The 24,961-nt window shown below is 61.6% G+C and carries 26 protein-coding genes; 9 read left to right on the plus strand and 17 right to left on the minus strand.

Annotation, left to right across the window (positions count from 1 at the left end; genetic code table 11):
• Positions 1–98: 98 nt before the first annotated feature.
• From EFD56_RS08460 to EFD56_RS08470, 3 genes are all read left to right on the plus strand, one after another.
• On the plus strand, positions 99–278 hold the full coding sequence (locus tag EFD56_RS08460) for a hypothetical protein (RefSeq protein ID WP_085744050.1): 180 nt from the start codon (positions 99–101) through the stop codon (positions 276–278).
• Between the two features lie 9 nt (positions 279–287).
• Positions 288–461, plus strand: a complete 174-nt coding sequence (locus EFD56_RS08465; RefSeq protein ID WP_183818245.1) for a hypothetical protein — start codon at positions 288–290, stop codon at positions 459–461.
• A gap of 223 nt (positions 462–684) precedes the next feature.
• Positions 685–3,408, plus strand: a complete 2,724-nt coding sequence (locus tag EFD56_RS08470) for a hybrid sensor histidine kinase/response regulator (RefSeq protein WP_126905055.1) — start codon at positions 685–687, stop codon at positions 3,406–3,408.
• Here the strand turns inward: EFD56_RS08470 and EFD56_RS08475 are convergent.
• Positions 3,380–3,775: a hypothetical protein gene (locus EFD56_RS08475; RefSeq protein WP_085744049.1), complete on the minus strand. Its 396-nt coding sequence runs from the start codon at positions 3,773–3,775 to the stop codon at positions 3,380–3,382. The genes EFD56_RS08470 and EFD56_RS08475 overlap by 29 nt on opposite strands.
• 173 nt (positions 3,776–3,948) lie before the next feature.
• Between EFD56_RS08475 and EFD56_RS08480 the strand changes: the two genes are divergently transcribed.
• The 3 genes from EFD56_RS08480 to EFD56_RS08490 are packed head-to-tail and all read left to right on the plus strand — an operon-like array spanning position 3,949 to position 5,337.
• Positions 3,949–4,263 carry a hypothetical protein gene (locus EFD56_RS08480; protein WP_040111419.1) on the plus strand — a complete coding sequence of 105 codons (315 nt, stop codon included), beginning with the start codon at positions 3,949–3,951 and terminating at the stop codon, positions 4,261–4,263.
• Positions 4,264–4,314: 51 nt separating this feature from the next.
• Positions 4,315–4,605, plus strand: a complete 291-nt coding sequence (locus EFD56_RS08485) for a DUF3175 domain-containing protein (RefSeq protein WP_029531957.1) — start codon at positions 4,315–4,317, stop codon at positions 4,603–4,605.
• 6 nt (positions 4,606–4,611) lie between these two features.
• Positions 4,612–5,337, plus strand: coding sequence for a glutathione S-transferase (locus tag EFD56_RS08490; protein ID WP_085744048.1), 726 nt, complete (start codon positions 4,612–4,614; stop codon positions 5,335–5,337).
• Positions 5,338–5,346: 9 nt separating this feature from the next.
• Here the strand turns inward: EFD56_RS08490 and ligD are convergent, their stop codons facing one another.
• The 11 genes from ligD to EFD56_RS08545 all read right to left on the minus strand — a co-directional run bounded on the left by ligD (position 5,347) and on the right by EFD56_RS08545 (position 17,080).
• Positions 5,347–6,225: a non-homologous end-joining DNA ligase gene (gene ligD / locus EFD56_RS08495; RefSeq protein WP_085744047.1), complete on the minus strand. Its 879-nt coding sequence runs from the start codon at positions 6,223–6,225 to the stop codon at positions 5,347–5,349.
• Positions 6,222–7,229, minus strand: coding sequence for a DNA topoisomerase IB (locus EFD56_RS08500; protein WP_097602551.1), 1,008 nt, complete (start codon positions 7,227–7,229; stop codon positions 6,222–6,224). The genes ligD and EFD56_RS08500 overlap by 4 nt, the downstream gene beginning before the upstream one ends.
• 15 nt (positions 7,230–7,244) lie before the next feature.
• On the minus strand, positions 7,245–9,401 hold the full coding sequence (gene glgX / locus EFD56_RS08505; RefSeq protein WP_126905056.1) for a glycogen debranching protein GlgX: 2,157 nt from the start codon (positions 9,399–9,401) through the stop codon (positions 7,245–7,247).
• A 100-nt stretch (positions 9,402–9,501) separates the two neighbouring features.
• Positions 9,502–10,296 carry an SDR family NAD(P)-dependent oxidoreductase gene (locus EFD56_RS08510; RefSeq protein WP_012490543.1) on the minus strand — a complete coding sequence of 265 codons (795 nt, stop codon included), beginning with the start codon at positions 10,294–10,296 and terminating at the stop codon, positions 9,502–9,504.
• A 154-nt stretch (positions 10,297–10,450) separates the two neighbouring features.
• Positions 10,451–12,367 (minus strand): bifunctional sugar phosphate isomerase/epimerase/4-hydroxyphenylpyruvate dioxygenase family protein, encoded by a 1,917-nt coding sequence (locus EFD56_RS08515; protein WP_126905057.1) that lies wholly within the window; start codon positions 12,365–12,367, stop codon positions 10,451–10,453.
• A 27-nt stretch (positions 12,368–12,394) separates the two neighbouring features.
• Complete coding sequence (aroQ, locus tag EFD56_RS08520; RefSeq protein WP_064819851.1) at positions 12,395–12,844, minus strand: type II 3-dehydroquinate dehydratase; 450 nt, start codon at positions 12,842–12,844, stop codon at positions 12,395–12,397.
• Between the two features lies 1 nt (position 12,845).
• A complete protein-coding gene (locus EFD56_RS08525; RefSeq protein ID WP_126905058.1) occupies positions 12,846–13,955 on the minus strand; it encodes a Gfo/Idh/MocA family protein in 1,110 nt (369 codons plus the stop codon).
• Between the two features lie 123 nt (positions 13,956–14,078).
• Positions 14,079–14,831, minus strand: a complete 753-nt coding sequence (locus tag EFD56_RS08530) for an amino acid ABC transporter ATP-binding protein (protein WP_269467267.1) — start codon at positions 14,829–14,831, stop codon at positions 14,079–14,081.
• Positions 14,832–14,870: 39 nt separating this feature from the next.
• Positions 14,871–15,713, minus strand: coding sequence for a transporter substrate-binding domain-containing protein (locus EFD56_RS08535; RefSeq protein ID WP_085744042.1), 843 nt, complete (start codon positions 15,711–15,713; stop codon positions 14,871–14,873).
• Between the two features lie 42 nt (positions 15,714–15,755).
• Positions 15,756–16,406 (minus strand): amino acid ABC transporter permease, encoded by a 651-nt coding sequence (locus EFD56_RS08540; RefSeq protein ID WP_085744041.1) that lies wholly within the window; start codon positions 16,404–16,406, stop codon positions 15,756–15,758.
• A 5-nt stretch (positions 16,407–16,411) separates the two neighbouring features.
• Entirely contained in the window at positions 16,412–17,080 is a 669-nt protein-coding gene (locus EFD56_RS08545; protein WP_126905059.1) for an amino acid ABC transporter permease, read from the minus strand.
• 401 nt (positions 17,081–17,481) lie between these two features.
• Between EFD56_RS08545 and EFD56_RS08550 the strand changes: the two genes are divergently transcribed.
• Entirely contained in the window at positions 17,482–18,189 is a 708-nt protein-coding gene (locus EFD56_RS08550) for a TetR/AcrR family transcriptional regulator (RefSeq protein ID WP_126905060.1), read from the plus strand.
• Between the two features lie 37 nt (positions 18,190–18,226).
• Here the strand turns inward: EFD56_RS08550 and EFD56_RS08555 are convergent, their stop codons facing one another.
• The 5 genes from EFD56_RS08555 to EFD56_RS08575 form a co-directional block, all read right to left on the minus strand.
• Entirely contained in the window at positions 18,227–19,441 is a 1,215-nt protein-coding gene (locus EFD56_RS08555) for an MFS transporter (protein WP_085744040.1), read from the minus strand.
• A 126-nt stretch (positions 19,442–19,567) separates the two neighbouring features.
• Positions 19,568–20,050 (minus strand): GNAT family N-acetyltransferase, encoded by a 483-nt coding sequence (locus EFD56_RS08560; RefSeq protein WP_037113260.1) that lies wholly within the window; start codon positions 20,048–20,050, stop codon positions 19,568–19,570.
• A 43-nt stretch (positions 20,051–20,093) separates the two neighbouring features.
• Entirely contained in the window at positions 20,094–21,299 is a 1,206-nt protein-coding gene (gene pcaF / locus EFD56_RS08565) for a 3-oxoadipyl-CoA thiolase (protein WP_085744039.1), read from the minus strand.
• A gap of 9 nt (positions 21,300–21,308) precedes the next feature.
• Positions 21,309–22,013 carry a CoA transferase subunit B gene (locus EFD56_RS08570; protein WP_085744038.1) on the minus strand — a complete coding sequence of 235 codons (705 nt, stop codon included), beginning with the start codon at positions 22,011–22,013 and terminating at the stop codon, positions 21,309–21,311.
• Positions 22,010–22,717: a 3-oxoacid CoA-transferase subunit A gene (locus tag EFD56_RS08575; RefSeq protein WP_004669675.1), complete on the minus strand. Its 708-nt coding sequence runs from the start codon at positions 22,715–22,717 to the stop codon at positions 22,010–22,012. The genes EFD56_RS08570 and EFD56_RS08575 overlap by 4 nt, the downstream gene beginning before the upstream one ends.
• A 164-nt stretch (positions 22,718–22,881) precedes the next feature.
• Between EFD56_RS08575 and EFD56_RS08580 the strand changes: the two genes are divergently transcribed.
• Both EFD56_RS08580 and EFD56_RS08585 read left to right on the plus strand, forming a co-directional pair.
• On the plus strand, positions 22,882–23,640 hold the full coding sequence (locus EFD56_RS08580) for an IclR family transcriptional regulator domain-containing protein (RefSeq protein ID WP_037145185.1): 759 nt from the start codon (positions 22,882–22,884) through the stop codon (positions 23,638–23,640).
• A gap of 199 nt (positions 23,641–23,839) precedes the next feature.
• The gene (locus tag EFD56_RS08585) at positions 23,840–24,766 is read left to right on the plus strand and encodes an ArsR/SmtB family transcription factor (protein WP_016736612.1); all 927 of its coding nucleotides are present in this window, start codon (positions 23,840–23,842) and stop codon (positions 24,764–24,766) included.
• The last annotated feature ends 195 nt before the right edge of the window (positions 24,767–24,961 follow it).

Consider the following 24,961-nt stretch of genomic DNA (forward strand, 5'->3'; position numbering starts at 1 on the left):
CGACGCCCTTCGGGCTTTCTTTGTCATACGCCTGAATTAGTTGTGGTTTATGAAGGTTCGGAGGTGGGCTTTTCCATGCGGGGGTGAACAGAAGCCGGATGACGCTGCAAGCTTTGAGGCTTCCCAAAAAGGTTGATCCCTCGCCCGATCGCCGGGAACAAGTCCTGGCCGCGACTGTTTATGGCAAAACCGGGGAAAGCGCCATGAACGGCGGTCTGACCGAGATGCACCCTGTTGCCCTTTTCACAGGCGGCCGCGCCTTGACCGTGGCCATGTGAGGCATGGAGATGTCACTTCTGCTCGTCGCCGCGGTGCTCTATCTCGGTCTTGCCCTTGGGTTGATCCTTGTCGTCGACAGGCTCGTCGGACTGGTTTTTCGCGATCCCCGCAGACCGCTGCAACTGCCCTCCTTCGACATTGGCCGCGCCCTCGCAGCGTCGCAAAAATTCTATCGAAAATAACCGCTCGAAAGCGACCTGCATCGTCCGTGCAAAAGCTTGAACGCACTGTGATTAATGATATTTCGACAGCGCCCTTTCCCTGCCCTCGCAAGCCGCTATCTTGACGGTTGGATGAAGCTGAACCCCTGCAGCCGTGCCTCTTTCAGAAGGGCAAGGGAGGCTGCAGGCCTTTGAATTGCCGCCGCTCACACCGGCGCGGCGGGCGACAGGAAAGCGTTTTTGCATGGGAAGCGTCGGCAACGGCTGGCCGAGAGGCGGCGGCGAAATCGGCGAATTGTTGCGGCATCCGGCCTTTGACGCCATCGGTCTCGGACCGGTCGAGAGCTGGCCTGCCTCTCTCAAGCACATTGCCGAAATGGTATTGAATTCGCGCCAGCCGAAATTCGTCGCCTGGGGTCCGGATCTCGCCTTTCTCTACAATGACGCCTACGTACCCGTATTCCCCGAGCGGCATCCCGCCGCACTCGGGAAACCGTTCCGCGAAGTCTGGGCGGATATATGGGAGCAATTCTCGCCGATCGTCGCCCGCACGCTCAGCGGCAGTCCGCAGCTCTTCAAGGAGCTGCTCATTCCGATGCGCCGCGACGGCCGCACCGAGGACACATGGTTCACCTTCTCCTATACGCCGCTGCGCGACGATGACGGCACGATCGCCGGCATCCTCTGCGCGACACTCGATGTCACCGACCAGGTGGCGGCCAAGCGTGGCGAGAAGCTGGCCCTTGACGAACTGCGGGCCAAATCGGAAGCGCTCGCGGTCGTCAACCGGGCGGGTGCGGCGATCACCGTCGAGCCCGATGTGGAACGCCTGACACAGATTGTCGTCGATGCCGGCGTGACGCTCACCGGCGCGGAATTCGGCGCCTTCTTTTATAATGTCGATGATGGCGAGGGCGGCAGCTATATGCTGTACGCGCTTTCCGGCGTCGACAGGAAAAACTTCGAAAAATTCCCGATGCCGCGCAATACCAAAGTCTTCGCGCCGACTTTCGACGGCGAAGGGATCGTGCGCTCCGACGATATCCTGCTCGACCCGCGCTACGGGCAGAATGCACCGCATTCCGGCATGCCGAAGGGGCATCTGCCGGTCCGCAGCTATCTTGCCGTGCCGGTCAAATCGCGCGATGGCAGCGTCATCGGCGGCCTATTCTTCGGCCACGGCGAACCTGGCCGTTTTTCCCAGGCGGCGGAGGCAAGCCTCGTCAGCCTCGCCAGCCAATCGGCCGTGGCAATCGACAATATCCGGCTCTTCCGTGCCGCCAAGCTCGAGATCAGCCAGCGCCGCGACATGGAAGATCAGCTGCGCAAGCTCAACGAAATGCTCGAGGTCCGCGTCGCGGCCGAGATCGCCGATCGCCAGCAGGCCGAAGCGGCGCTCCAGCAGTCGCAGAAGATGGAATCGATCGGCAAGCTCACCGGCGGGGTCGCCCATGACTTCAACAATCTACTGCAGGTGATCTCGGGCAATCTGCAGCTACTGGGCAAGGACGTGGCGGAAAACCGCCGGGCCAAGGAGCGCATTGCCAACGCGCTTGTCGCCGTCGAACGTGGTTCGCGGCTGGCCAGCCAGCTGCTCGCCTTCGGCCGCCGCCAGCCGCTGGAACCGAAGGTCGTCAATATCGGCCGTCTCGTCACCGGCATGGACGATATGCTGCGCCGCGCGCTCGGCGAAGAGATCGAAGTCGAGACCATCGTCTCCGGCGGCCTTTGGAACACCTTCGCCGATCCGGTCCAGATCGAGAACGCCCTGCTCAATCTGGCGATCAACTCGCGCGACGCGATGGATGGAGCGGGCAGGTTGACGATCGAGGTCGGCAACGCCTTCCTCGACGATTCCTACAGCCGCACCCATCCTGAAGTGAAGGCCGGCCAATATGTCGTGCTCGCCGTCACCGATACCGGCTCCGGCATGACCGAGGAGGTGAAGGAACAGGCCTTCGAGCCCTTCTTCTCGACGAAACCGGAAGGCAAGGGCACCGGTCTCGGCCTGTCGATGGTCTACGGCTTCGTCAAGCAGTCCGGCGGCCACGTAAAGATCTACAGCCAGACAGGCGAAGGCACGACCATCAAGCTCTATCTCCCCCGCTCGTTCCGCAGCGAGGATCGCGCCACCGCCGCCGACACCGTGCCGGCAACCGGCGGGACGGAAACCATTCTTGTCGCCGAGGATGACGAAGGTGTTCGCGCCACGGTCATCGAGATGCTGTCGGATCTCGGCTATTACGTCTTGAAAGCGAAGGATGCGCAAAGCGCGCTGACCGTCATCGAGAGCGGCGCCCATATCGACCTGCTTTTTACCGATGTCGTCATGCCAGGCACGTTGAAAAGCCCGGAGCTTGCCCGCCTGGCGCGCGCACGTCTGCCCGACATAGCCGTGCTTTATACATCCGGCTATACGGAAGACTCGATCGTCCATGGCGGCAGGCTCGATCCCGGCCTCGAGCTGCTCTCCAAGCCCTATACGCGCGAGGATCTGGCCCGCAAGATCCGCCACGTGCTCGCCAGCCGGGCCCAAGGCGGCCGAGGAGCAGCCGATGCAGCTCGGCCCAATGCAAAACCCTCTGAACCACACCATCCCGAAACGGCCGCGAAGCCGAAGCTGCTGCTCATCGAAGATGACGCCTTCATCCGCATGGATACCGCAGAAATCCTGCAGGACCTCGGCTATGACGTGATCGAGGCCGAGAGCGGCGAACAGGGCGCCGACATTCTCGACCATACCGTCGTCGACATCATCGTCGTCGATCTCGGGCTACCCGGCATGTCGGGTTCCGCCTTTGCCGCCAGGGCGCGGGAAGCGCTTCCATCGGTCGGTCTGGTCTTCGCCACGGGCGGCAGCGACCTGCCCGATTCCGATCATCTCTCCGGATCGGTACTGCTGACGAAACCTTTCAACAGCGCCGCGCTCGACCGGGCCGTCAAGGCCGCCCTGCAGCCGCGGCTCTAATGCCGCCGAACTCCGGATATTTGCCCATCAGATCGGCCTCGCTGGTGCAGCTGTCGTCGCGCGCCGTCAATTCGATCGAAATCGCGTCGGCAGGATCGAGGCCGCCGCCATCGTGATGGCTGCCGCCATCGTGGCGGTTGGCACCGCCGTGATAGACGGGAATGCGCGCGCCGCTTTGGCTGACCAGCACGGCGTCACGGTTGAATCCCCTCTGCAGCAGCCAGTCGCGCGGCGCGATCAGGCGGATATCGACCTCGTAGGAATGGCCCATTCCCTCCTTGAAGCTGACGGTGTAGGTGACCGGCGATACCTGGCCGTTCACGTCGATCATGCCGTTTCCATCGGCTTTGACGAAGTGTTTCTCCATGGTCTCGGCTCCTTGCTATATCAGGATTATGCAGGATTCCTCCTCGAAAACCTGACAAAACCGGCTTTTGTTCCGAAATCGGGGCACTGACGCCGAGGGAACTTTTGCGCTCCGCACCGGTTGGATTCTCCTCACAAACGCATTGCATGCTTTGCAAACAACAGGAGGCGAAGATGCCGCGAGGAGACAAATCCGACTATACCGACAAGCAGAAGCGCAAGGCCGAGCATATCGAGGAAAGCTACGAGGATCGCGGCGTTTCCGAGAAGGAGGCCGAACGGCGTGCCTGGGCGACGGTCAACAAGGAAAGCGGCGGCGGCAACAAATCCGGCTCCGGCCGCGGCAAGAAGGACACGCACGAATCCTCCGAAAAGGGCGGCCGCGCCGGCGGCGCTGCATCCGCGGCCCGCTCGAAGGAGGAAAGGTCTGCTTCAGCCAAGAAGGCGGCTGCGACGCGCAAACGCAACGAACACCACAGCCACCACTGACGATGGACGCGGCTGCCTTGGCGCCTGCCGCAGCCGCAAAGAGGTTTCGACATGGCCAAATCGAAGAAGAAATGGTCGCAGAACGTCACCGAACACAGCGACGCGATGGACCTGAAGGAAGGTGTGTTCAAATCGGACGATCCGAAGAAGGTCGCCCGCTCGGTCAAGCATTCGGCCGAGGAGAGTCATCGCCGTAAGTCCAGTCCCTTCCGCGCGGCCATGTCGATGCTGACCTTCTACATCAACCGCGCCGGCGACCAATTGACGAAAAAACGACGGGCCACTCTTGAAGAAGCCAAGGACGAGCTGCGAAAAGACTTCGGTCGTAAACCGAAGGATTGAGCTGAGATGGCCTATGAGCTTTATTATTGGGGCGGCATCCAGGGCCGCGGTGAATTCGTCCGGCTTGCGTTGGAGGAAGCCGGCGCCGATTACGTCGACATCACCCGTGAGCCCGGCCGCGGCACCGGTGCCATGTTCGATATCATGGAAAGCGAAAGCGTAGCGCATATTCCCTTCGCACCACCCTTCCTGAAGGATGGCGAGCTGATTATCCCGCATGTCGCCAACATCCTGTTTTATCTCGGCCCGAGACTGGGGCTTGCGCCCCAGGACGAGGGCCTTCGTCATGTCGCCAACGGACTGCAGCTTACCGTCACCGATTTCGTCGCGGAGGTGCACGACACTCATCACCCGATCGACATGGGGCGATATTACGAAGACCAGAAGCAAGAGGCGAAGGCCCGCTCGGCGGCCTTTATCGGCCAGCGCATTCCGAAGTATCTTGGCTATTTCGAGCGTGTGCTGCGGCAAAACCCTGATGGTTCCGGTCATGTCGTCGGCGACACGCTGACCTATGTCGACCTTTCACTCTTCCAGGTGATCGAAGGCCTGACCTATGCCTTTCCGAAGGCAATGGCCAAACGCAAGGCCGAATATCCCGCCCTCCTGGCGCTGCATGCTGCGGTCGTAAAGCGGGCGAACATCGCCCGCTATCTCGCCTCCCCTCGCCGCTTGCCCTTCAACGAGGAGGGGATTTTCAGGCATTATCCCGAGCTCGACAGCACGGAATAAGCGAGCCATTCATTGCAGCGGCACGGCCGCATCGAAGAAATCGGCCCAGGGATCGCGAGGCCGGGCCTCCAGCCGCTGCGGCACATTGGCGAGGGTGAAGGCGGCCGGACCACCGAGCCCCTTCAGATCGGACCAATCGAGCGGCATCGACACCGGAGCACCCGGCCGCGCCCTGGTCGAATAGGGTGCGACCGCCGTGCTGCCGCGACCGTTGCGGAGATAATCGATATAGATATGCCCGCCGCGTTTTGCCTTCGTCGCCGTTGCCAGATATTTCTCCGGCGCATCGGCCGACATGCTTTCCGCAAGCGAATGAGCGAAACCCTTGACCTCGGCCCAACCGGCCTTCGGCGCAAGCGGCGCCACCACATGCAGCCCCTTGCCGCCTGAGGTCTTGACGAAGGCGGCAAGGCCGCGGGATTCCAGCCGCGCCTTGACGTCAAGCGCCGCCGTTATCACCGCGCTCCAGACCACGTCCTCGCCGGGGTCGAGATCCATGATGATCATATCGGGTCTTTCCCAATGATCGGTCGTCGTGCCCCAGGGATGAATTTCAAGTGCGGCCGATTGCACCAGCGCGACAAGCCCGTCGAAATCGGCAATGCGCAACAGTTTCTCGCCCTCCGGGTCCTCAGGGTCGGCGATCTCCTCGATATGGGAATTCATGCCTTTCCAGCCATGTTTCTGGAAAAACCGCTGGTGGCTTTTTATTCCGTCCGGCAGGCGCAAGAGCGCCAGTGGCCGATTGACGAGATAGGGCGCCATGAAACGCCAGACGGCAGCGTAATAATCCGCCAGATTCTGCTTGGTCACGCCCTCGTCCGGCCAGTAAAGCCGGTCGGGATGGGTCAGGGATACGTCCGATGCCGGTGGGTTTGCGGGGCTCATTCCTCGATCTCGCGTGTCAGGAAATCAAGTAGCCTGTTTTCTTCCGCCCGCAAGCCCCGCAACGGCTCGTAGCCACCTTCGATCAATGCATGATCATTCCCTGAGAGCGCGATGATCGCCGGATGGATGTAGCTCGAGCGTGAAATTGCCGGCGTATTGTGCAGCGCTTCGGCCGCAGCCTCCGACATTTCCTTGACGGTCGGCCGGCCGCCGCCGACAATTTTTTCCCGGGCCGCACCGAAGGCCGCCAGCGATCCGGCCCAGGTGCGGAACGTCTTGGCGGAAATCGGAATGCCCGATATCTCCGCCAGATAGGCATTCAGCCGGCCGGAATCGACGGGTTTCAGCGCGCCGCTCTCATCCTTCCAGACGAAAAGCTGACGGCCGGGCAGATCGGCGATCTCCTCGAGGATCTTCTGCAGCCTGGGATGCTTGAGGCTGCGCTGGACGCGCTTGCCGCCCTTGGCGCGGAACTTCAGCTCGATCCGCCCATCAACGATCTTCAGGTGCCGCTTCAACAGCGTCGTTGCGCCATAGGTGCCGTTTTCCCTGACATAGGCCTGGTTGCCGACCCGCAGATGCGCCTCGTCGAGCAGCGTCGTCAAAGCCGCGAGCACGCCGTTGACATCCTCGGCACCGGTGTCGAGATGGCGCAGCACGGTGCGGCGGATCTTCGGCAATGCCCGGCCGAATTCGATCAGCTGGTGAAACTTTCCGGCGCTACGGAAGGATTGCCAGTCCTTGTGATAGCGATATTGCTTGCGCCCGCGCGCATCGATCCCGGTCGCCTGGAGATGGCCGTTCTCGTAGAGACAGATCCAGACATTCTCATAGGCCGGCGGCAAGCCGAGTGCGCCGATGCGGGCCCGCTGCAGTTCGTCCGAAAGCGTCGTACCGTCAGGCATCACATAGCTGAAGCCCTTGCCTTTCCTGCGCCTGCGGATGCCCGGTTCGGTATCGCTGACATAGATGAGGCCAAGTTCGGTGATGGCTTCGGCATTCATGCTGTTGAGGACCTGCTATTTGCCGCGGCGGCCGAACTGAAACCACCGGCGGCGCTGCGCCTTGGTCGCCCCCTCCGGCGGCTGGGTCTGGCCTGTCGGCGCAAAGACGGCCAGGCTCTGGGTGAAGACCATGACGGGATTGTCCTGGTCGTGCACATCGAAGGCGCCAGTCTCCGCGCCGGTGTCGAGAACCCGGGACCACTCTTTCAGTCCGTTCACCACAGGCAGACGAACTTCGCAATCACCACCGGCATTGAACACGAGGTAGAGATCGTCCATCGTCTCGGTATCCGGCGCATGCGCGCTCTTCGACAAGTAAACGCCGAGCACCTGCAATCCATCGTCATTCCAGGCGCCGTCGTCCATGAAACTGCCGTCCGGCTTGTACCAGGCGATTTCGATGCGCCCGTCCTCGCTGGTCTCGCCGGTCAGGAACCGCTCCTGCCTGAGAACCGGATGGGCCTTGCGGAAGGTGACGGCCTGCCGGCAGAAATCGAGGAAGGGATCGTCGAGCCCGTCCCATCCCGTCCAGCCGATCTCGTTGTCCTGGCAATAGGCATTGTTGTTGCCGCCCTGGCTGTTGCCGAGCTCGTCGCCGGCCAGGATCATCGGCACGCCCTGCGAGAGCATCAGCGTCGCCATCATGTTGCGCCGCCGCCGCGCCCGCGCAGCGTTGATATCGGCATTATCGGTGGCGCCCTCGACGCCCATATTGTCGGAATGATTGTCCGAATGGCCGTCCCGGTTGTCCTCGCCATTCGCCTCGTTGTGCTTGCCGTCGAAAGAGACGGTATCCATCAGGGTGAAGCCGTCATGGGCCGACAGGAGATTGATCGAGGAGGTCGCTCCCCGGTCCGAATGGTTGAATTGCAGCGCCGAGCCGGTGATGCGCGCCGCGAGCTCCGACACCATGCCGCCGTCGCCCTTCCAGAACCGGCGCACATCATCGCGGAACTTGTCGTTCCACTCGCGGAAAGGGTGCGGGAAACCGCCGACCTGATATCCGCCTTCGCCGATATCCCAGGGTTCGGCAATCAGCTTGACCCCAGCCAGGATCGGATCCTGGCGGATCGCGCCGAAGAACAGGCCTTGACGGTCGAACTCCAGATCCTGCCGGCCGAGCGTGCTGGCAAGATCGAAACGGAAACCGTCAATATGCATGACCCCGACCCAATAGCGCAGGCTGTCAAGCACCATGCGCATCACCATCGGATTGGCGACGTTCAACGTATTGCCGGTGCCTGTCGTATCGAAAGTGTGGCGGGGATCGTCGGGGGAAAGGATGTAATAGCTCGCATTGTCGAGCCCGCGGAAGGACAGGGTCGGCCCCTTCTCGCTGCCTTCGGCGGTGTGGTTGTAGACCACATCCATGATGACTTCGATGCCGGCGGCATGGAACCTCTTCACCATGGTCTTGATCTCGGTGATCTTGTCGCCGGATATGTAGCGCGACTGGGGCGCGAAGAAGCCGAGCGTCTGGTAACCCCAATAGTTGCTGAGGTTCTTTTCCAGCAGATAACGATCGTCGAGGAAGTACTGGATCGGCAGGAGCTCGATCGCCGAGATGCCGAGCTTGACGAGATGGTCGACGATCGGATCGCTGCACATGCCGAGAAAGGTGCCGCGCAGCCGATCAGGCACTTTCGGATGCGTCATCGTCAGGCCGCGCACATGCGCCTCGTAAATGATGGTATCAGGCCAGGGCCGGCGGATCGCCTCTTCACCCGCCCAGTCGAAATCAGGATCCTGCACGACGCTCTTGACCATGAAGGGCGCACTATCGCGCTCATCGAAGGAAAGATCGTCCTCGCCGATCCGATAGCCGAACAGCGCGTCGTCCCATTTCAGGTCGCCCGTCACCTGCTTGGCATAGGGATCGATCAGCAGCTTGTTCGGATTGAAGCGATGGCCGGCCGGCGGGTCGTAGGGCCCATGGGCGCGATAACCGTAGACCGTGCCGGGCCCGACGCCGGCAATATAGCCCGACCAGATATCGCCTTCGCGTTTGGGCAGCGGCAGCCGCGCGATCTCTTCCTTGCCGTCGGCAGAGAAGAGGCAAAGTTCGATCTGTTCCGCATGGGCCGAGAAGACGGCGAAGTGGGTGCCTGAACCAATATATTCCGCCCCGAGCTCCGGTTTGAGGAAGTCGAGTTCCGAAAATGAAAAGCTCATGGTGCCCCGCTTGGTAATATGGCCAAGCGGGAAACGTGACGGCGGTTCGAAAGTTCCCTCCGGCAGGCAAAAGGAAGAGATCGCCTCCGGAGAGAATGGCTTATGGCATCAGCTGGCCGCCATTGACCTCGATGATCTGGCCGGTGATGTAGCCGGACAGCGTCGGCGAGGCGAGAAACAGATAAGCGCCAACGCAATCCTCGGAGGTGCCGACGAAACCCATCGGGATCGACTTGCGCTGCAGCTCCATCTGCTCGTCATTGGTATAACGCTCGTGGAAAGGTGTTGCGATGACGCCCGGCGCCACGGCGTTGACGCGGATTCTGTCGGCGACGAATTCCTTGGCGTGGCCGCGCGTGATCGTCGAGACGAAGCCCTTGGAGGCCGCATAGAGGATCGCCCCGTTGCCGCCGCCGTTGCGGGCGGCGATCGAGGTGGTGTTGATGATGAAGCCGCCCTGCTTTTTCAACCAGGGATGGGCCGCACGCGTCGCCGCCAGCACCGAGCGGGCGTTCAGATCCATGACCGCGGCATAATGCGCGTCGGTATATTCTGCGGTCGGCTTGCGCCCCAGCATGCCGCCGGCATTGTTGATGAGCCCGTCGAGATGACCGAAGGTCTTCGCCGTCTCTTCGACGACACGCTCCGTCTCGCCTTCCCGCGACACATCGCCCTGGATCAGATGCACCGTGCCGCCGGCCGCCCGGATCTCCTCGCCAAGCTTCTCCGCCGGCTCGCGGCTGGCATTGTAATGCACGCCGACCTTGGCGCCCTGCGCCGCAAAGGCGCGGGCGAGCGCCGCGCCGATGCCGGTCGAGGCGCCGGTGATCAGCACCGCCTTGCCCGACAGATCCGGCAGTTTGATGGATGCGAGCAATTGAGCAAGTTCTGTCATGGCTATGAAGTCTCCCGAAAAACCAAGGACATAGGTGAAGAAACAGGCACGGGAAGTCTATCAGCCGAAATCTGAGGAGGGCAATGCACGAAAAGGCGAGAATTGCATGAGAGGTCCGACCGACAGCCGCCAGGGGGCACTGCCGGTGAGAAACTCAAGCCTGCAAATTACCCAGATTCCTGGTGATCGCCGGCATGCCTGCCGGCCGCAGATGTTTCCGCAGGGCGGCGATCCTGAAGATGGCGTTGGCGGCACCATAACCGCGATAGCCACGCCGCTCGACGATCTCGAAGAACAGCCCCTCGCCATAGGTCGGGCTGTAGAGCTGGAAATATTCGCCGGCCTCGTCGCGGTCATAGAGGATGTTGTTGGCCTTCAGGCGCTCGGCGAATTCGGCCTCCAGGCCGAAGCGGGCTTCGAGATCGTCATAATAGTTCGGCGAGATCGAAAGCGGCACGAAGCCGTTGGCGGCAAGGGCGGCAGCAGTCGCGAAGATGTCGTCGGTCCGGAAGGCAAGGTGCTGGATGCCGGAGCCGAAGGTCTCGGCGATGAAACGGCCGGCGAGCGTATTGCGGTTCTCCGCGCCGTTCATGGTGATGCGCAGCGAGCCTTGCTCATTCTCGACCACCTGGCTGCGGACGATGCCGGAGGGATCGACGATATCGATCATCGGCGTCTTCTCGGCCTCGACCAGCGCGGTGTAGAACAGCAGCCAGGTCAAAAGCTCCTCATATTTCATCGTCTGCGCCATATGGTCGATCGCTTGCAGCCCGGCTGACTGCGGTGGCATCGCGTCCTCAATCGCGTCGAATTCGATCTCCCAGATGCGGCCGAGTTCGCTCTGGCGGTCGAGGAAATAGAGGATGCCGCCGCCGACGCCGCGCACCGCCGGCATCTCGATCTCGCCGGCATCGAGGGCTTGTTCGAAGCGATCGGCGCCGAGTGCGACGGCCCGCTGCAGCGCCGCCTTGGCGTCGTCGACCAGCAGCCCGGCGGCATAGGCAGAGGCGCCGTGCACGGCATAGGAGGCGCTGGCAAAGCCCTTGCGTTCGGTGTTGACGACGAGGTTGATGGCGCCCTGGCGAAACACCGTCACCCGCTTGCTCTTGTGTCTGGCCGCCTTGTGGAAGCCGAGGCTTGCAAACAGCGCCTCGAGTGCTGCCGCCTCGTCCTCGTCGGCGGTGAACTCGATGAAGGCGATGCCTTCTACCTTGGCGCGTGGCGGCATCACCGGCACCGGCAGCGCGCTCTCCGGCAGCTGGCGCTTGACCTGATCGCCGAGATAGATCAGCGAGCGGCGGCCATCGACGGCAATGGCACTGGCAGATCCGCCGCGGAACTGATCGTTGAAGATCTCCAGCGACAGATAACCGTCATAACCGGTGGCGGCGACCGCCTTCATGAAATCGAGCACCGGCAGGTCGCCTTCGCCGGGCATGTTGCGGAAGTGACGGCTCCAGTAGAGAAGATCCATGTCGATCAGCGGCGCATCGGCAAGCTGGATGATGAAGATCTTCTCCTTCGGGATCGAGCGGATCGAATTGACGTCGATCTTGCGCGACAACGTATGAAAGCTGTCGAGGATCAGGCCGATATTCGGATGATCGGCCCGCCGAACGATCTCCCAGGCATCGCGATGATCGTGGATGTGACGGCCCCAGGCGAGCGCCTCGTAGCCGACGCGCAGGCCGCGCCTGGCGGCGCGCTCGCCGAGGTCATGAAAATCGGCCGCCGCCCGGTCGAGACCGCCAAGGGCAGCGGGCGAGACGTTCGAGCAGACCAGCACGAGGTCGGTGCCCATCTCCTGCATCAGGTCGAACTTGCGCTCGGCCCGGTCGAAGGTGCGGCTGCGCAGCGGCTCCGGCATGCCTTCGAAATCGCGGAACGGCTGGAACAGCGTGATCTCCATGCCGAGATCGCGCACCATGCGGCCGACCTCCCTCGGGCTCTCGTCGAAGCTCAGCAAGTCGTTCTCGAAAATCTCCACCCCGTCGAAGCCGGCCTTGGCGATCGCCTCCAGCTTGTCGCTGAGGTCGCCGCTCAGCGAAACGGTCGCTATCGATGTCTTCATCGCAGTGGTCCTTCCGACTAGCGGTGTTTATGTTGTCATTGTCTTGGCGACGAGCCGCGCGGCCGCCTCGAGTGCAAGCTCATAGCCATCCGGCCCGAGGCCGCAGATCACGCCGGTCGCCGCAAAGGAAATGTAGGAGTGGTGGCGAAAACTCTCGCGCCGATGCACGTTAGTGATGTGCAGCTCGATGATCGGGCCCTCGAAGGTCTTCAGCGCATCATGGATCGCGAGCGATGTATGGGTATAAGCGCCGGCATTGATGACGATGGCGTCGGCGGCATGGCGGGCCTCGTGGATCCAGTCGATCAGCTCACCCTCGTGATTGGACTGTCGGAAGACGACCCCATGCTTTCGCCCTGCGGAGCTCGCATGACACATGGTTTCGATATCGGCGAGCGTCGTGCTGCCGTATATGTGCGGCTCGCGCTGGCCGAGCAGGTTGAGGTTGGAACCGTTGAGAACGAAGATCGGCTTCATGTCAGGATGCTTTCCTTGGATTCGTATTTTGGGATGCCGACGGGAATTTTCCGGCAGCGAGCGCCTCGTAACGATCGTTGAGATCGATCCTCCTTCCCGATGCGGCAGCCTCCGCCACGGCAAGCGTCGCGATCAGCGTTCGCGCGCCATCCTCAACCGTGAGCAAGGATTCCGCCTTGCCGAGAACGACGTCGCGGAAATGGTCGAGCTGGGCGCGGTAGGGATCGATCGAGCTGGCAAAAAGTCGTTGCGACCGGATCGGCTCGTTCCAGTTCTGGCCACCGTCTGCCTGCGCCCAATGGACCAGGCTCGGGAACTCCAGCGAACCGCAACTGCCGACGAAGCGGTAGCTGCTCTCTCCGCTGAACGGAAATTCGACCGCTTCACCGACGCCCTGTTCGGTTGTCCAAGGCGAGACCGCACTGTCGCTCGCAAAGAAGGTGCCGATGCAGCCTGCATCGAATTCGAGCAGGGCGCCGGCCGTATCCTCGACGGCAAATTGCCGCTGGCGGCTTGAGGCGATGGCGCTGACGCCGCGGATCTCGCCGGCGGTGTAACGCAGGAAATCGACCTCGTGGATGAGGTTGATCAGGATCGGTCCGCCGCCCGGCTGGGTGCGCCACGGCGCGATACGGAAATAATCATCCGGCTTGTAGGCCGCCCAGATGGCGGAGACGCCGACAAGATTGCCGATCAATCCGTCCCTGAGCAGGCGCCTCAGCGTCTTGACCTGATCGTGATGGCGGCGGTGGTGGCCGACAAGTGTGCGGACCCTGTTGGCGCGCACCTCCAGAAGCAGATCGGCGGCACTTTCGAGCGTATCGGTGACCGGCTTTTCGATCAGCATATCGATTCCGAGACGTGCGCATTCGATGCCGATCGCCGCATGGCTCTGATTGGGCGAGGCAATGATGACGGCCTGCGGCCGCGCCTCGTCGAGCAGCGACCTGTAATCCTTGAAGACCGCAATGCCGGGATATTGCGCCGAGACGGCATCGCAATCGAGGTCGGCGATGCCGGCAAGGTCGAAGTCGGGATGCTCGATAATCTTCTTGATGTGCTTGCGGCCGATCAGGCCCGCGCCGATGACGCCGATGGATATATTTGCCATGCTTTCAACCATTCCGTTTCAGTCACATGAAGTCTGCAGGCGCGCGCGAGGCGACTGTCTGCGAACGGATTTCCGAGATATTTCGAAGGGCGCGTCGCCGTCGAAGCAAAGGCCCCTTCCCGCTCAGTGCCCGAGAATCTGTCCGAGAAAAGCGCGGGTGCGCTCGTTCCGCGGCGCGGTGAAAAATTCCTCGGGCGGCGCCTCCTCGATGATTTCGCCGTTCGCCATGAAGATCACGCGATCGGCCACAGCGCGGGCAAAGCCCATTTCATGGGTCACGCAGATCATCGTTCGCCCTTCGCCGGCGAGCGAGACCATGGTGTCGAGCACCTCCTTGACCATCTCGGGATCGAGGGCGGAGGTCGGCTCGTCGAAGAGCATCACCTTGGGATCCATGCAGAGCGCCCGGGCGATCGCTACGCGCTGCTGCTGGCCGCCGGAAAGCTGCGCCGGATATTTATGCATCTGATCGGAGATGCGCACACGCTCGAGATGGGCGCGTGCGACCTCTTCCGCCTGCGCCGCCTTCATCCCGCGCACCTTCATCGGCGCAAGCATGCAGTTCTTCAGAACCGTCATGTGCGGGAAGAGATTGAACTGCTGGAAGACCATGCCGACCTCACGCCGGATGGCGTCGATCGAGGCGCCTGATTTCAACTCGATGCCGTCGACGACGACCCGGCCGCCAGCAAAATTCTCGAGATAATTGATGCAGCGGATGAGGGTCGATTTTCCCGAGCCGGAGGGCCCGCAGAGAACGAGCTTCTCGCCCCGCCTCACTGTCAGGTCGATGCGCTTGAGGGCGTGGAAGGCGCCGTAATACTTGTCCACGGCTTCCATGACGATCATTGGATCGGCACTGGCATTGTCCGTAATTTTCGTCATCGTATTCACGGCGTCTTCCCATCTGCTTGGTTATTGAACGGCGAACGGAATATCAGGTAACGAATCCGGGAAGTCGGGCGTGTCCTGGCCAAGCCATTTCTGGTAGATCTTCTCAAGGCGGCCATCGGCGCGAACCTTGTCGATGAAGGCGTTCAACTCCTCGACGAACTGCTTTTGGCCCGGGCGCACGGAAATGCCGTTATATTGCCGGTTGAACTGCAGTTTCTTTTCGAATTTGAAGTCGGGCGCGATCTTGGCGATGCTGAGGAAGTAGGTGTTGTTTGCGCCGAGCGCGTCGACCTGCCCGGAGAGAAACGCCTGGATGGCGGTAGCATCGTCATCGAAGCGCTGGATCGTCGCGCCTTCGGGGGCATTTTTGGTCACCTGCGTATCCTGTGCCGAGGAACGGGCAACGGCAATCCGCAGGCCCTTGAGGTCCTCCGGCGCCTTGATATTTGTCTCCGGTTTGGCGAGCAGTATGATGTCGATCGCCGAATAGGGCTTGGTGAACTGCACCACCTTGGCGCGGTCGGGATACATGCCCATGACGGCAATCAGCGCATCGACCTTGTTGGTCATCAACGTCGGGATGCGATTGGCGACGGCAACGCGGTTGAACTCGACCGGCACGCCGATCTCGTCGCCGAGAAGCTTGGCGAAATCGGCATCGAAACCGGCGCTCTGATTGCTTTCGTCGACGAATCCCCATGGCGGATTCTCGCCCTGAATGCCGATCACGATCTTGCCGTTCGCCTTCAGCTCCGCGAAGCTCTGCGCGTCGGCCTGGCCGGCGCCGAATGCGACGAAAAGGCCGAGGCCGATTGCCCCCACAGCCCCCCAGGCTTTCCTCAACACATTGGTATTCTTGGTCATTAGGCTTCCTCCTTGCCCTTTGGCGTTATTCCCCTGCGCGCGTTAGCGGGCGCTCGCAAAGCGTTTTTCCAGCTGGAAACTGAAGTGCGACAGCGGCCAGCACAGCGCGAAGTAAAGCGCGCCGACGAGGCCGAAGACGATAAGCGGTTGATAGGTCGCGTTGGACACGATCTGGCCGGCGCGCGTCAGCTCGGTGAAGCCGATGATGGCGGCAAGCGACGTGCCCTTGACCAGCTGCACCAGGAAGCCGACGGTGCTCGGCAGCGAAATCCGCAGCGCCTGCGGCAGGATGACGTAGATGATACGGGTCCGGTATCCGAGCCCGAGCGCCTTGGCCGCCTCATCCTGCCCCTTCGGCAGGGCCATGATGGTGCTGCGCCAGATTTCGCCGAGATAGGCGCTCGCATGCAGCGTCAGGCCGGCGGCAACAGCGATCCAGGCATTGACCGTGATGCCGATCAGCGGCAGGCCGTAATAAATCACAAAGAGCTGCATCAGCAGGGGCGTTCCCTGAAAGACGATGATGAAGGCTGCCGCAACACCTCGCAGCGCCTGGAACGGCGCGGTGCGGATCAGGGCGATGCAGAGCCCTCCGCCGGCGCCGCAGACAAAGGCGATGGCTGCGAGCAGGATCGTCCAGCGTAAAGCTTCGAGCAGAATGATGAACTGGTTAAGGCCGAGTGTCTGAACCATTGCCGTCACCGCGTGGGATAAGAGAGAAGGCCGCGATCGATTGCGGCGAACAGCCCCGTCAGCATGGCGGACATTCCGAGATAAAGTCCGGTCAGGGTCAGGTAGACCTCGAAGCTGCGAAAGGTCGTCGATTCCAGCTCCTGACCGATGCTGGCCAACTCCATCGCCGATATCGAGGCGACGACGCTCGAGGTCAGCATCAACAGGATGAACTGGCTTGCGAGTGCGGGAAAGCTGACGCGCAACGCAGGCCGAAGGATGATGTAGCGGAACACCTGGAAACCGTTCAGGCCGAGCGCGCGACCTGCCTCGACCTGGCCCTTGTGGATCGATTCCACCCCGCCGCGGATGATCTCGGCGGCATAAGCGCCGCCGTTAAGACCGAGCGCGACGACAGCGGCGGCATCGGGAGCCAGCCTGATGCCGATCGACGGCAGGCCGAGATAGATGAAAAAGGCCTGAACCGGAAAGGGGGTATTGCGAATGATCTCGATGAAACCCTTCACCAGCCAGACGAACGGCCCGAACCCGGTCCGGCGCAGCGCAACGCAGAGAAGGCCGATGGCAAAGCCCATCGCCATTGCTTTGGTCGAGATCGCAAGCGTCAGCCAGCATCCATAGAGAAGCCGAGGCCACGCGTCGAAAATGACGCTGAAGTCAAATTGATAGCTCACCGTGAGCCCCTCCCGAACCGCAAGCGCCTTCTCCATCCCAGACGCCTACGTGAAAATGTTCATATCGGTACAAAGATAGCTAGATGATGGAACATCTGTCAACTCTCCTCGATCAACGTCAACAACTTCCACGAATTTCTTTTATGTTCAGCTGCTTAACCGACAATCTCACGGCATGTGAATTTTATTTCTGTGCATTTGTTGCGTTTTCATCGGAGGTTTTGTTTCTTCTAAAATGTTCTAGTTAGTTCAAAAACTGCCGAACATAGGCAAGAGGAATCCGGTGTCCGGAGGAATTTTACCGTCGTGGAGTTTTCAGAATGTTCGAGAATGACCATACTTGCAAAGCGGGTCAAAGCTCGCGATAAGGGCGATTACATTTGGCTGGTCAGTGAGGAACCATGGCTGAAATTGGGGGCAAATCCGCCAAGTCGCAAACGACGCAAAAATATCAGCGGCAGCAGCGCTCCAACGATCCCGATCAGACCCGCGCCGATATTCTCGAGGCGGCGGAGGATCAATTCGCCCGGCGCGGTTTCGCCGGCACCACGATCGACAGCATTGCGCAGAAGACCCGCCGCAGTAAGCGAATGGTCTACTACTATTTCAATTCGAAGGCGAAGCTCTATGTCGCGGTGCTCGAAAATGCCTATGCGCGCATCCGCGTCGCCGAGGCGAAGGTCAATCTCGGGGAGGACGATCCCCGCCAGTCGCTGAAGAACCTCGTGGACTTCTGCTTCGATTTTCACTTCGATCATCCGACATATGTCAAATTGATCATCAGTGAAAATCTCAACGAAGCAAAGTACCTGACGGCCTCGTCCCTGATCGGCGAACTGCACCGGCCGATCCTGCAACGCATCGATCAATGCCTGCGTCTCGGATATCAGAAGGAACTCTTCCATCAGGTCGTTACGCCGATGGAAATCCATATGACGCTGAGCGGTCTCTGCTTCTTCAACGTTTCGAACCGCGCGACTTTCTCGGCGATCTTCGACGTCGACATGACATCCGCGGCCGCCCGGCGGGCGCGCAAACAGCAGATCCTGCTGACAATCCTCGGGCGGCTGAACACGACGATGGATGGCTTCGTTTCGGATTTTTCCTAAGGCTTCATCGTTCGTCAGCGGATGCTCAAGGGCCACCTCACGAGGACACGCCGAAAGCAGGCTGCGGCTTCTGGCGAGCCAGGGGCGGGAAGGCGAGCGCGATTGCCGCCGCACCCAGCCCGACCATCGCCGAGCCGATGAACAGCCAGGAATAATTGGCGAAGGTGTCGAAGATCCAGCCGCCGATCAGGGGGCCGAAGGCCATGCCGAGGCTGGAGAGCATCGTCGCCGCGCCGAGCACGGTGCCGATGATGCGCTGGCCGAAATATTCCCGCGCCAGGACCGCATAGAGCGGCATCACGCCGCCATAGGCGCTGCCGAAAATGATGGCGAGCGCGTAGAATTCGCCGAGCTGGCTGACGACGAGGTAGGTCGCGAGTGCCGCCGCCTGCACCAGCAAGCCGGCGACGAGCACCGGCTTCACGCCGATCCTGTCGGCAAGGCTGCCATAAAGCAGCCGGCCGCCGAGCCCCGCCAGGCCCTCGACGCTATAGATGCTGACGGCCGCCATCGGGGCGACGCCGCAGATCGTCGCATAATTCACCATGTGGAAGATCGGCCCGGAATGCGCCGCACAGCAGGCAAAGAAGGTCAGGCCAAGCACGACGAACTGCGGCGACCGGAAGACTTTCGACAGCTGTGGCCGGGCGCCATCGACCGCGAACTCGCTATCGCTGTCGGCGGCAGCGGCAGGCGGACGCCTGACCAGCAGGGCGGCCGGCAGCAGCAGCACCCATACCGCAACGCCGATGATCAGCATGGCGGGACGCCATTCATAGGCGGAAATCAGCCAGCGCGCGAAAGGCGAGATGGTCATCGGCGCCACGCCCATGCCGGCGGAGACGAGCGACACGGCAAGCCCCCGGTTTTCGTCGAACCAGGCGGTCGTCGCGGCGATCATCGGCGCGAAAAAGGCGCTGGCGGCCAATCCGACGAGCACGCCGTAGGTCAGCTGGAACTGCGTGAGCGTCTCGGCGCGGCTGGCGAGCACCAGCGCCAGACCGAGCAGCACGGATCCGATCATCACCACCAGCCGCGGACCAAAGCGGTCGCTGGCAGCACCCCAGAGGAAGCCGCCGAAGCCCATGACGATGAAGTTCAACGTCATCGCACTCGCAATCCCAACATGCGACCAGCCGGTGGCGCTGGCGATCGGTTCCTGAAAAATCGCCAGCGAGAACATCGCGCCGATTGCCACACACGACATCAATGCGCCCACGGCGACGATGACCCAACGATAGGAAACACCCATGGCTTCAAACCTCCCTGCCGACAGAGTGATCGCGAGGCATGCGGCCGGCCGCATCTCGCCTACGATCAAAGACGTTTGAACCGCCGCGATTTCAACAGCGCCGTCACATCTTTTTTCCGTATGGTCCTAGAGGGTACGGAACATCACCAGCGCGTCGACATACCCTTCGGTCGGATGCAGAAAGACGCCGGGAAGCCGGCCGACGATCTCGAAGCCGAGCGATTGCCAGAGCTCGACGGCGCGGCGATTGCTGCTGACGACGAAATTGAACTGCATGGCCCGAAAGCCCCTGGCGCGGGCATGCTCCAGCGAATGTTCGTGCATGCGGCGGGCAATGCCACGGCCGCCGGCTGCCGGATCGGTCATGTAGCCGCAATTGCAGACATGGCGTCCGCCGCCCGCCTGATTGGCCTTGATATAATAGGTGCCGAGGATGACGCCATCCTCTTCGGCAACGAAGGTCTCGCGGTCCGGCCCCATCCAGTAGGCCAGCGCATCGGCTTCCGAGAGGTCGCGGTCGAGCGCATAGGTCTCGCCGGCGCGGATCGTCGGGCCGATGATCCTCCAGATGGCGCTTCGGTCGTCGTTGTTTGCAGGTCGGATCAGCATGCCCGGTTTCTACAGAAGCCGGGCGCGGCGCGCAACGGCGCGCTCAACCCCTTTCGAGCGCGATCGCGATCCCCTGCCCGACGCCGATGCACATCGTCGACAGCGAATATCGTCCGCCGGTCTCGTGAAGCTCGAGCGCCGCCGTGCCGGTGATGCGGGCGCCCGACATGCCCAGCGGATGGCCGAGCGCGATCGCGCCGCCATTGCGGTTGACCCGCTGATCGTCATCGGCAATGCCGAGCGCGCGCAGCACCGCCAACCCCTGGCTGGCAAAAGCCTCGTTGAGTTCGATGACGTCGAACTGTTCCTGGCTCATGCCGAGCCGGGCCATCAGCTTGCGCGAGGCGGGAATCGGACCGACGCCCATGACGCGTGGCGGAACGGCGGCGGAGGCGCCGCCGAGGATGCGGGCGATCGGCGTCAGGCCGTGTTTTCGCGCCGCCGCTTCGGAAGCGACGATCATCGCAGCGGCGCCATCATTGACGCCGGAGGCATTACCTGCGGTCACCGTGCCGCCTTCCTTTTTGAAAGGGGTGGCAAGTTTCGCCAGCGCCTCGATCGTCGTCGCGCGCGGATGCTCGTCCCTTTCGACGATGACGGGATCGCCCTTGCGCTGCGGAATGGTCACCGGGGTGATCTCCTTCGCCAGCCGTCCATTCGCCTGCGCGGCCGCCGCCTTCGCCTGGCTGCGCACGGCAAAGGCATCCTGGTCCGCGCGGCTGACATGATAGTCCTCGGCGACATTCTCCCCTGTCTCCGGCATGGAATCGACGCCATATTGCTTCTTCATCACAGGATTGACGAAACGCCAGCCGATCGTCGTGTCGTGGATCTCAGCCGCCCGCGAAAAGGCCGTCTCGGCCTTCGGCATGACGAAGGGCGCGCGCGACATGCTTTCGACCCCACCGGCGATCATCAGCTCGGCCTCGCCGGCGCGGATGGCGCGCGCCGCGGTGATCACCGCATCCATTCCGGAGCCGCAGAGCCGGTTGATCGTCGTGCCCGGGACGGCGATCGGCAGGCCGGCCAAGAGCGCCGACATGCGCGCCACATTGCGGTTGTCCTCGCCCGCCTGGTTGGCGCAGCCGAAAATCACGTCGTCGACGGTTTCCCAGTCGACGGCGCCGTTGCGCTCCATCAGCGCCTTCAGCGGGACGGCGCCGAGATCGTCGGCGCGCACCCCTGAAAGCGCGCCGGCGAAGCGGCCGATCGGCGTTCTGACATAGTCGCAGATAAAGGCTTCGGTCATGGCTTTTCCTCAGAGTTTCGGGACGACGAGGTCGGCAACCGACCCCTCGATATGCAGCCGCGCGCCGGTCATCGCCTGCAATTCCGCCGCGGACATCGCAGCCAGCTTCTCGCGCAGGACGAAACGGCCGTTGACGATGTCAATGACGGCATGGCTCGTGTAGACGCGGGTGATGCAGGCCACGCCGGTCAGCGGGAAGGTGCATTTCTCCACCAGCTTCGGCTCGCCTGATTTGGTGACGTGCTCGGTGATGACGCAGACCTGCTTGGCGCCATGCACGAGATCCATGGCGCCGCCGACAGCCGGCACCCCCTTGCTGCCCACCCGCCAGTTGGCGAGATCGCCATTCTCGGCAACCTGATAAGCGCCGAGGATGGCAACGTCGAGATGGCCGCCGCGCACCATGGCGAAGCTGTCGGCGTGGTGGAAGAAGGCCGCGCCCGGCTTTAGCGTCACCGCCTTTTTGCCGGCATTGATCAGATCCCAGTCCTCGTCGCCTTCGGCCGGCGGCTCGCCGAAATTCAGGATGCCGTTTTCGGTGTGGAAGATCGCTTCGCGGCCGGGCGGCTGATAGCGGGCGACCATTTCGGGAAAGCCGATGCCGAGGTTCACATAGGCGCCGTCGGCGATGTCCTGCGCGGCGCGCCAGGCGATTTGCGCATTGGAAAGCTTGATGTCTTCACGAGTGTTTATAGTGCGGGTATCGACGGTCATACGTAGGCCACTCCGGCTCGAATGAGCTCTTCTTCCTGCTGCGGATTGGGAACGGCAACGACGCGGTCGACGAAGATGCCGGGGGTCACCACATGCTCGGGATCGATACCGCCGGCCGGCACGATCGATGAGACCTGGACGATGGTCTTTGCCGCCGCCATGCACATCAGCGGATTGAAGTTGCGGCCGGCCTTGTTGTAGGTGAGGTTGCCGTGTGCGTCGCCGACCGCGGCCTTCACAATGGCGAAATCGGCCTTCAGCCAGCGTTCCTGCACATAATGGCGGCCGTCGAATTCGGCGATGACCTTGCCCTCGGCGAGTTCCGTGCCATAGGCCGTCGGCGTGTAAAACGCCGGAATGCCGGCGCCGCCGGCGCGGATGCGTTCGGCGAGCGTGCCCTGCGGCACCAGCTCGAGCTCGATTTCGCCGGCCAGGTATTTGTCGGTGAAGGCGCGCGGATCCGACGAGCGCGGGAACGAGCAGATCATCTTCCTGACCATGCCGGCATCGATCATCGCGGCGATGCCGATGCGGCCGTTGCCGGCATTGTTGTTGATGACGGTAAGGTCCTTGGAGCCCTTATCGATCAGGGCGTGGATCAATTCGATCGGCGCGCCCGAACCGCCGAAACCACCGATCATGACGGTGGCGCCGTCGCCGATCTCGGAGACGGCCTCTGCCGTACTCCCGACTGTCTTGTCCATGCAGGATATCTCCTTGGCTCGACCGGGCCCAGTAGCTCGCGATCCCGTCTTCTGGTTTCAAGAGATAAAGCGCAGCAGGCACATTCTGCAAGGCGGTTTGTGCGATATTTGACATTTGTTCATATATCGCACATCATAAAGGCGTTAATCGGAGATTGAAAATCATGCGCGAAACGGATTTCGTCAGCGGCTTCGCCCGCGGCCTGAAGGTCATCGAAGCCTTCGGCGAGACGCGGCAACGGCTTTCGATCGCCGAGGCCTCGAAGCTGACGGCGCTCGACCGCGCCACGGTGCGCCGTTCGCTGTTGACGCTCGCCGAACTCGGCTATGCCGATTATGACGGCAAGTTCTTCACGCTGACGCCGAAGATCCTGCGGCTTGGCCATGCCTATCTCGCAGCGACGCCGCTGCCGGCGCTGTTGCAGCCGCATCTCGATCTTCTCTCGGAACGCGCCGGCCAGAGCGCCTCGGCCTCGGTGCTCGACGGCACCGAAATCGTCTATATCGCCCGGGCCTCGCAGCGCCGCGTCATGTCGATCAATCTCACCCCAGGCAGCCGCCTGCCGGCCTATTGCGCCTCGATGGGCCGGGTGCTGCTCGCCGCCCTTCCCGAAAGGGAGGCCCGCGCCGTGCTTGCCCGCAGCGAATTGAAGCAGAACACTGCCAATACCAAGACCAACCCGGAGGACCTCATTGCCGAGTTCCGCCGCGTCCGCTCCGAGGGGTATGCCATCATCGATCAGGAGCTGGAAATCGGCCTCTGCTCGATCGCCGTCCCCGTTGAAAACGATCGCGGCGAAACGGTCGCGGCGATCAATATCGGCGCGCCGGCGGCCCTCGTTCCGGCCGCTGACCTCAAGGAGCGCTATCTCAAGCTGCTGCAGGAGGCACAAGCCGCATTGCGGCCGCTCTTGCGGCGGTAACGGCGCGCAACAAGCGCCCAGTTCGGTGATCTCCAAAATCAACGCGTCGTCGCTTTGTCGGACACAATGTATATTGCCGAAGCCTTACCGGCGGCCATTCGGCACCTCACCCGATCTGCCCTCTTCAATTATCGTAGAGATGACCACTTGCTGTATCATAAATTCCGATATACATCATGACATCGGAAATTATGGGGAAATGATGGAACGTTCTTTCTTAACCATCGCCGCCGGCGAGAATAGTGACGCAATCCGCGCCCTTTCTGCTCCGGCGCGGATCGAGATACTTAAGCTGCTCTGCGCTAAAGGGCCAATGAATATCAATGATATCGCACGCACCCTGTCCCTTCCCCAGTCTACAGTCGCAACCGGTATCCAGATCTTGGAGGACGCGCGGCTGGTCGAGTCGCAGCTGGCCAAGGCCCGCAAAGGCAACCAGAAGATCTGCTCGGCGATCTACAGCGAAATCCTGATCAGCTTCGAGGAAAGTGCGGCCCAGCGCGCTAATAATATTATCGAAGTCGAGATGCCGGTCGGGCTTTACACTAGCTGCGAAGTGCATGCGCCCTGCGGTCTCTGCTCGACGGAAAGCGTCATCGGCCCGCTTGATGTGCCGGACTATTTCCTCGATCCGCAGCGCATGCAGGCCGGGCTCGTCTGGTTCGGCCGGGGTTATGTCGAATACAAATTCCCCAATAATGCCAAGGTCTTGAACAAGGATATCCGTGCCATCGAATTTTCGCTGGAGCTGTCCTCGGAAGTGCCCGGCACCAATCCGGACTGGCCCTCGGATATCACGCTCTGGGTCAATGGCATGGCAATCGGCACCTGGACGTCGCCCGGCGATTACGGTGACAAGCGCGGCGCCTTCACGCCGGCCTGGTGGAAACTCGAAGGCTCGCAATATGGGGCGATGAAGACCTGGCGCATCTCGACGCGCGGGACATTCATCGACGGCGTCGCCGCCTCCAATGTGACGCTCGGCGATCTCGCGCTCGGCCAGCACTCCTCCATCCGCCTGCGTGTCGGCATCGCCGAAAATGCTGGCCATACCGGCGGCGTCAACATCTTCGGCCGCGGCTTCGGAAATCATGGCCGCGACATTATCATGCGCCTGCACGTCTGAACAGAAACTATCGGAAATTCTGATTTACAAAACGCGATTTTTCTTTCTTCAGATACCTCTAAATAATTATCAGGCCTCTGAAACTAAACAGCTATTAAGCGAAAATTCAATAGTATGATTAAATGCAGGAGTCGGTTGACACAACGACATTCCTGATATCAAGCTAAAGGCAAGAAAACAAAATTCTTGATACAT

This window comes from Rhizobium phaseoli (assembly GCF_003985125.1).
Classification (GTDB): domain Bacteria; phylum Pseudomonadota; class Alphaproteobacteria; order Rhizobiales; family Rhizobiaceae; genus Rhizobium; species Rhizobium phaseoli.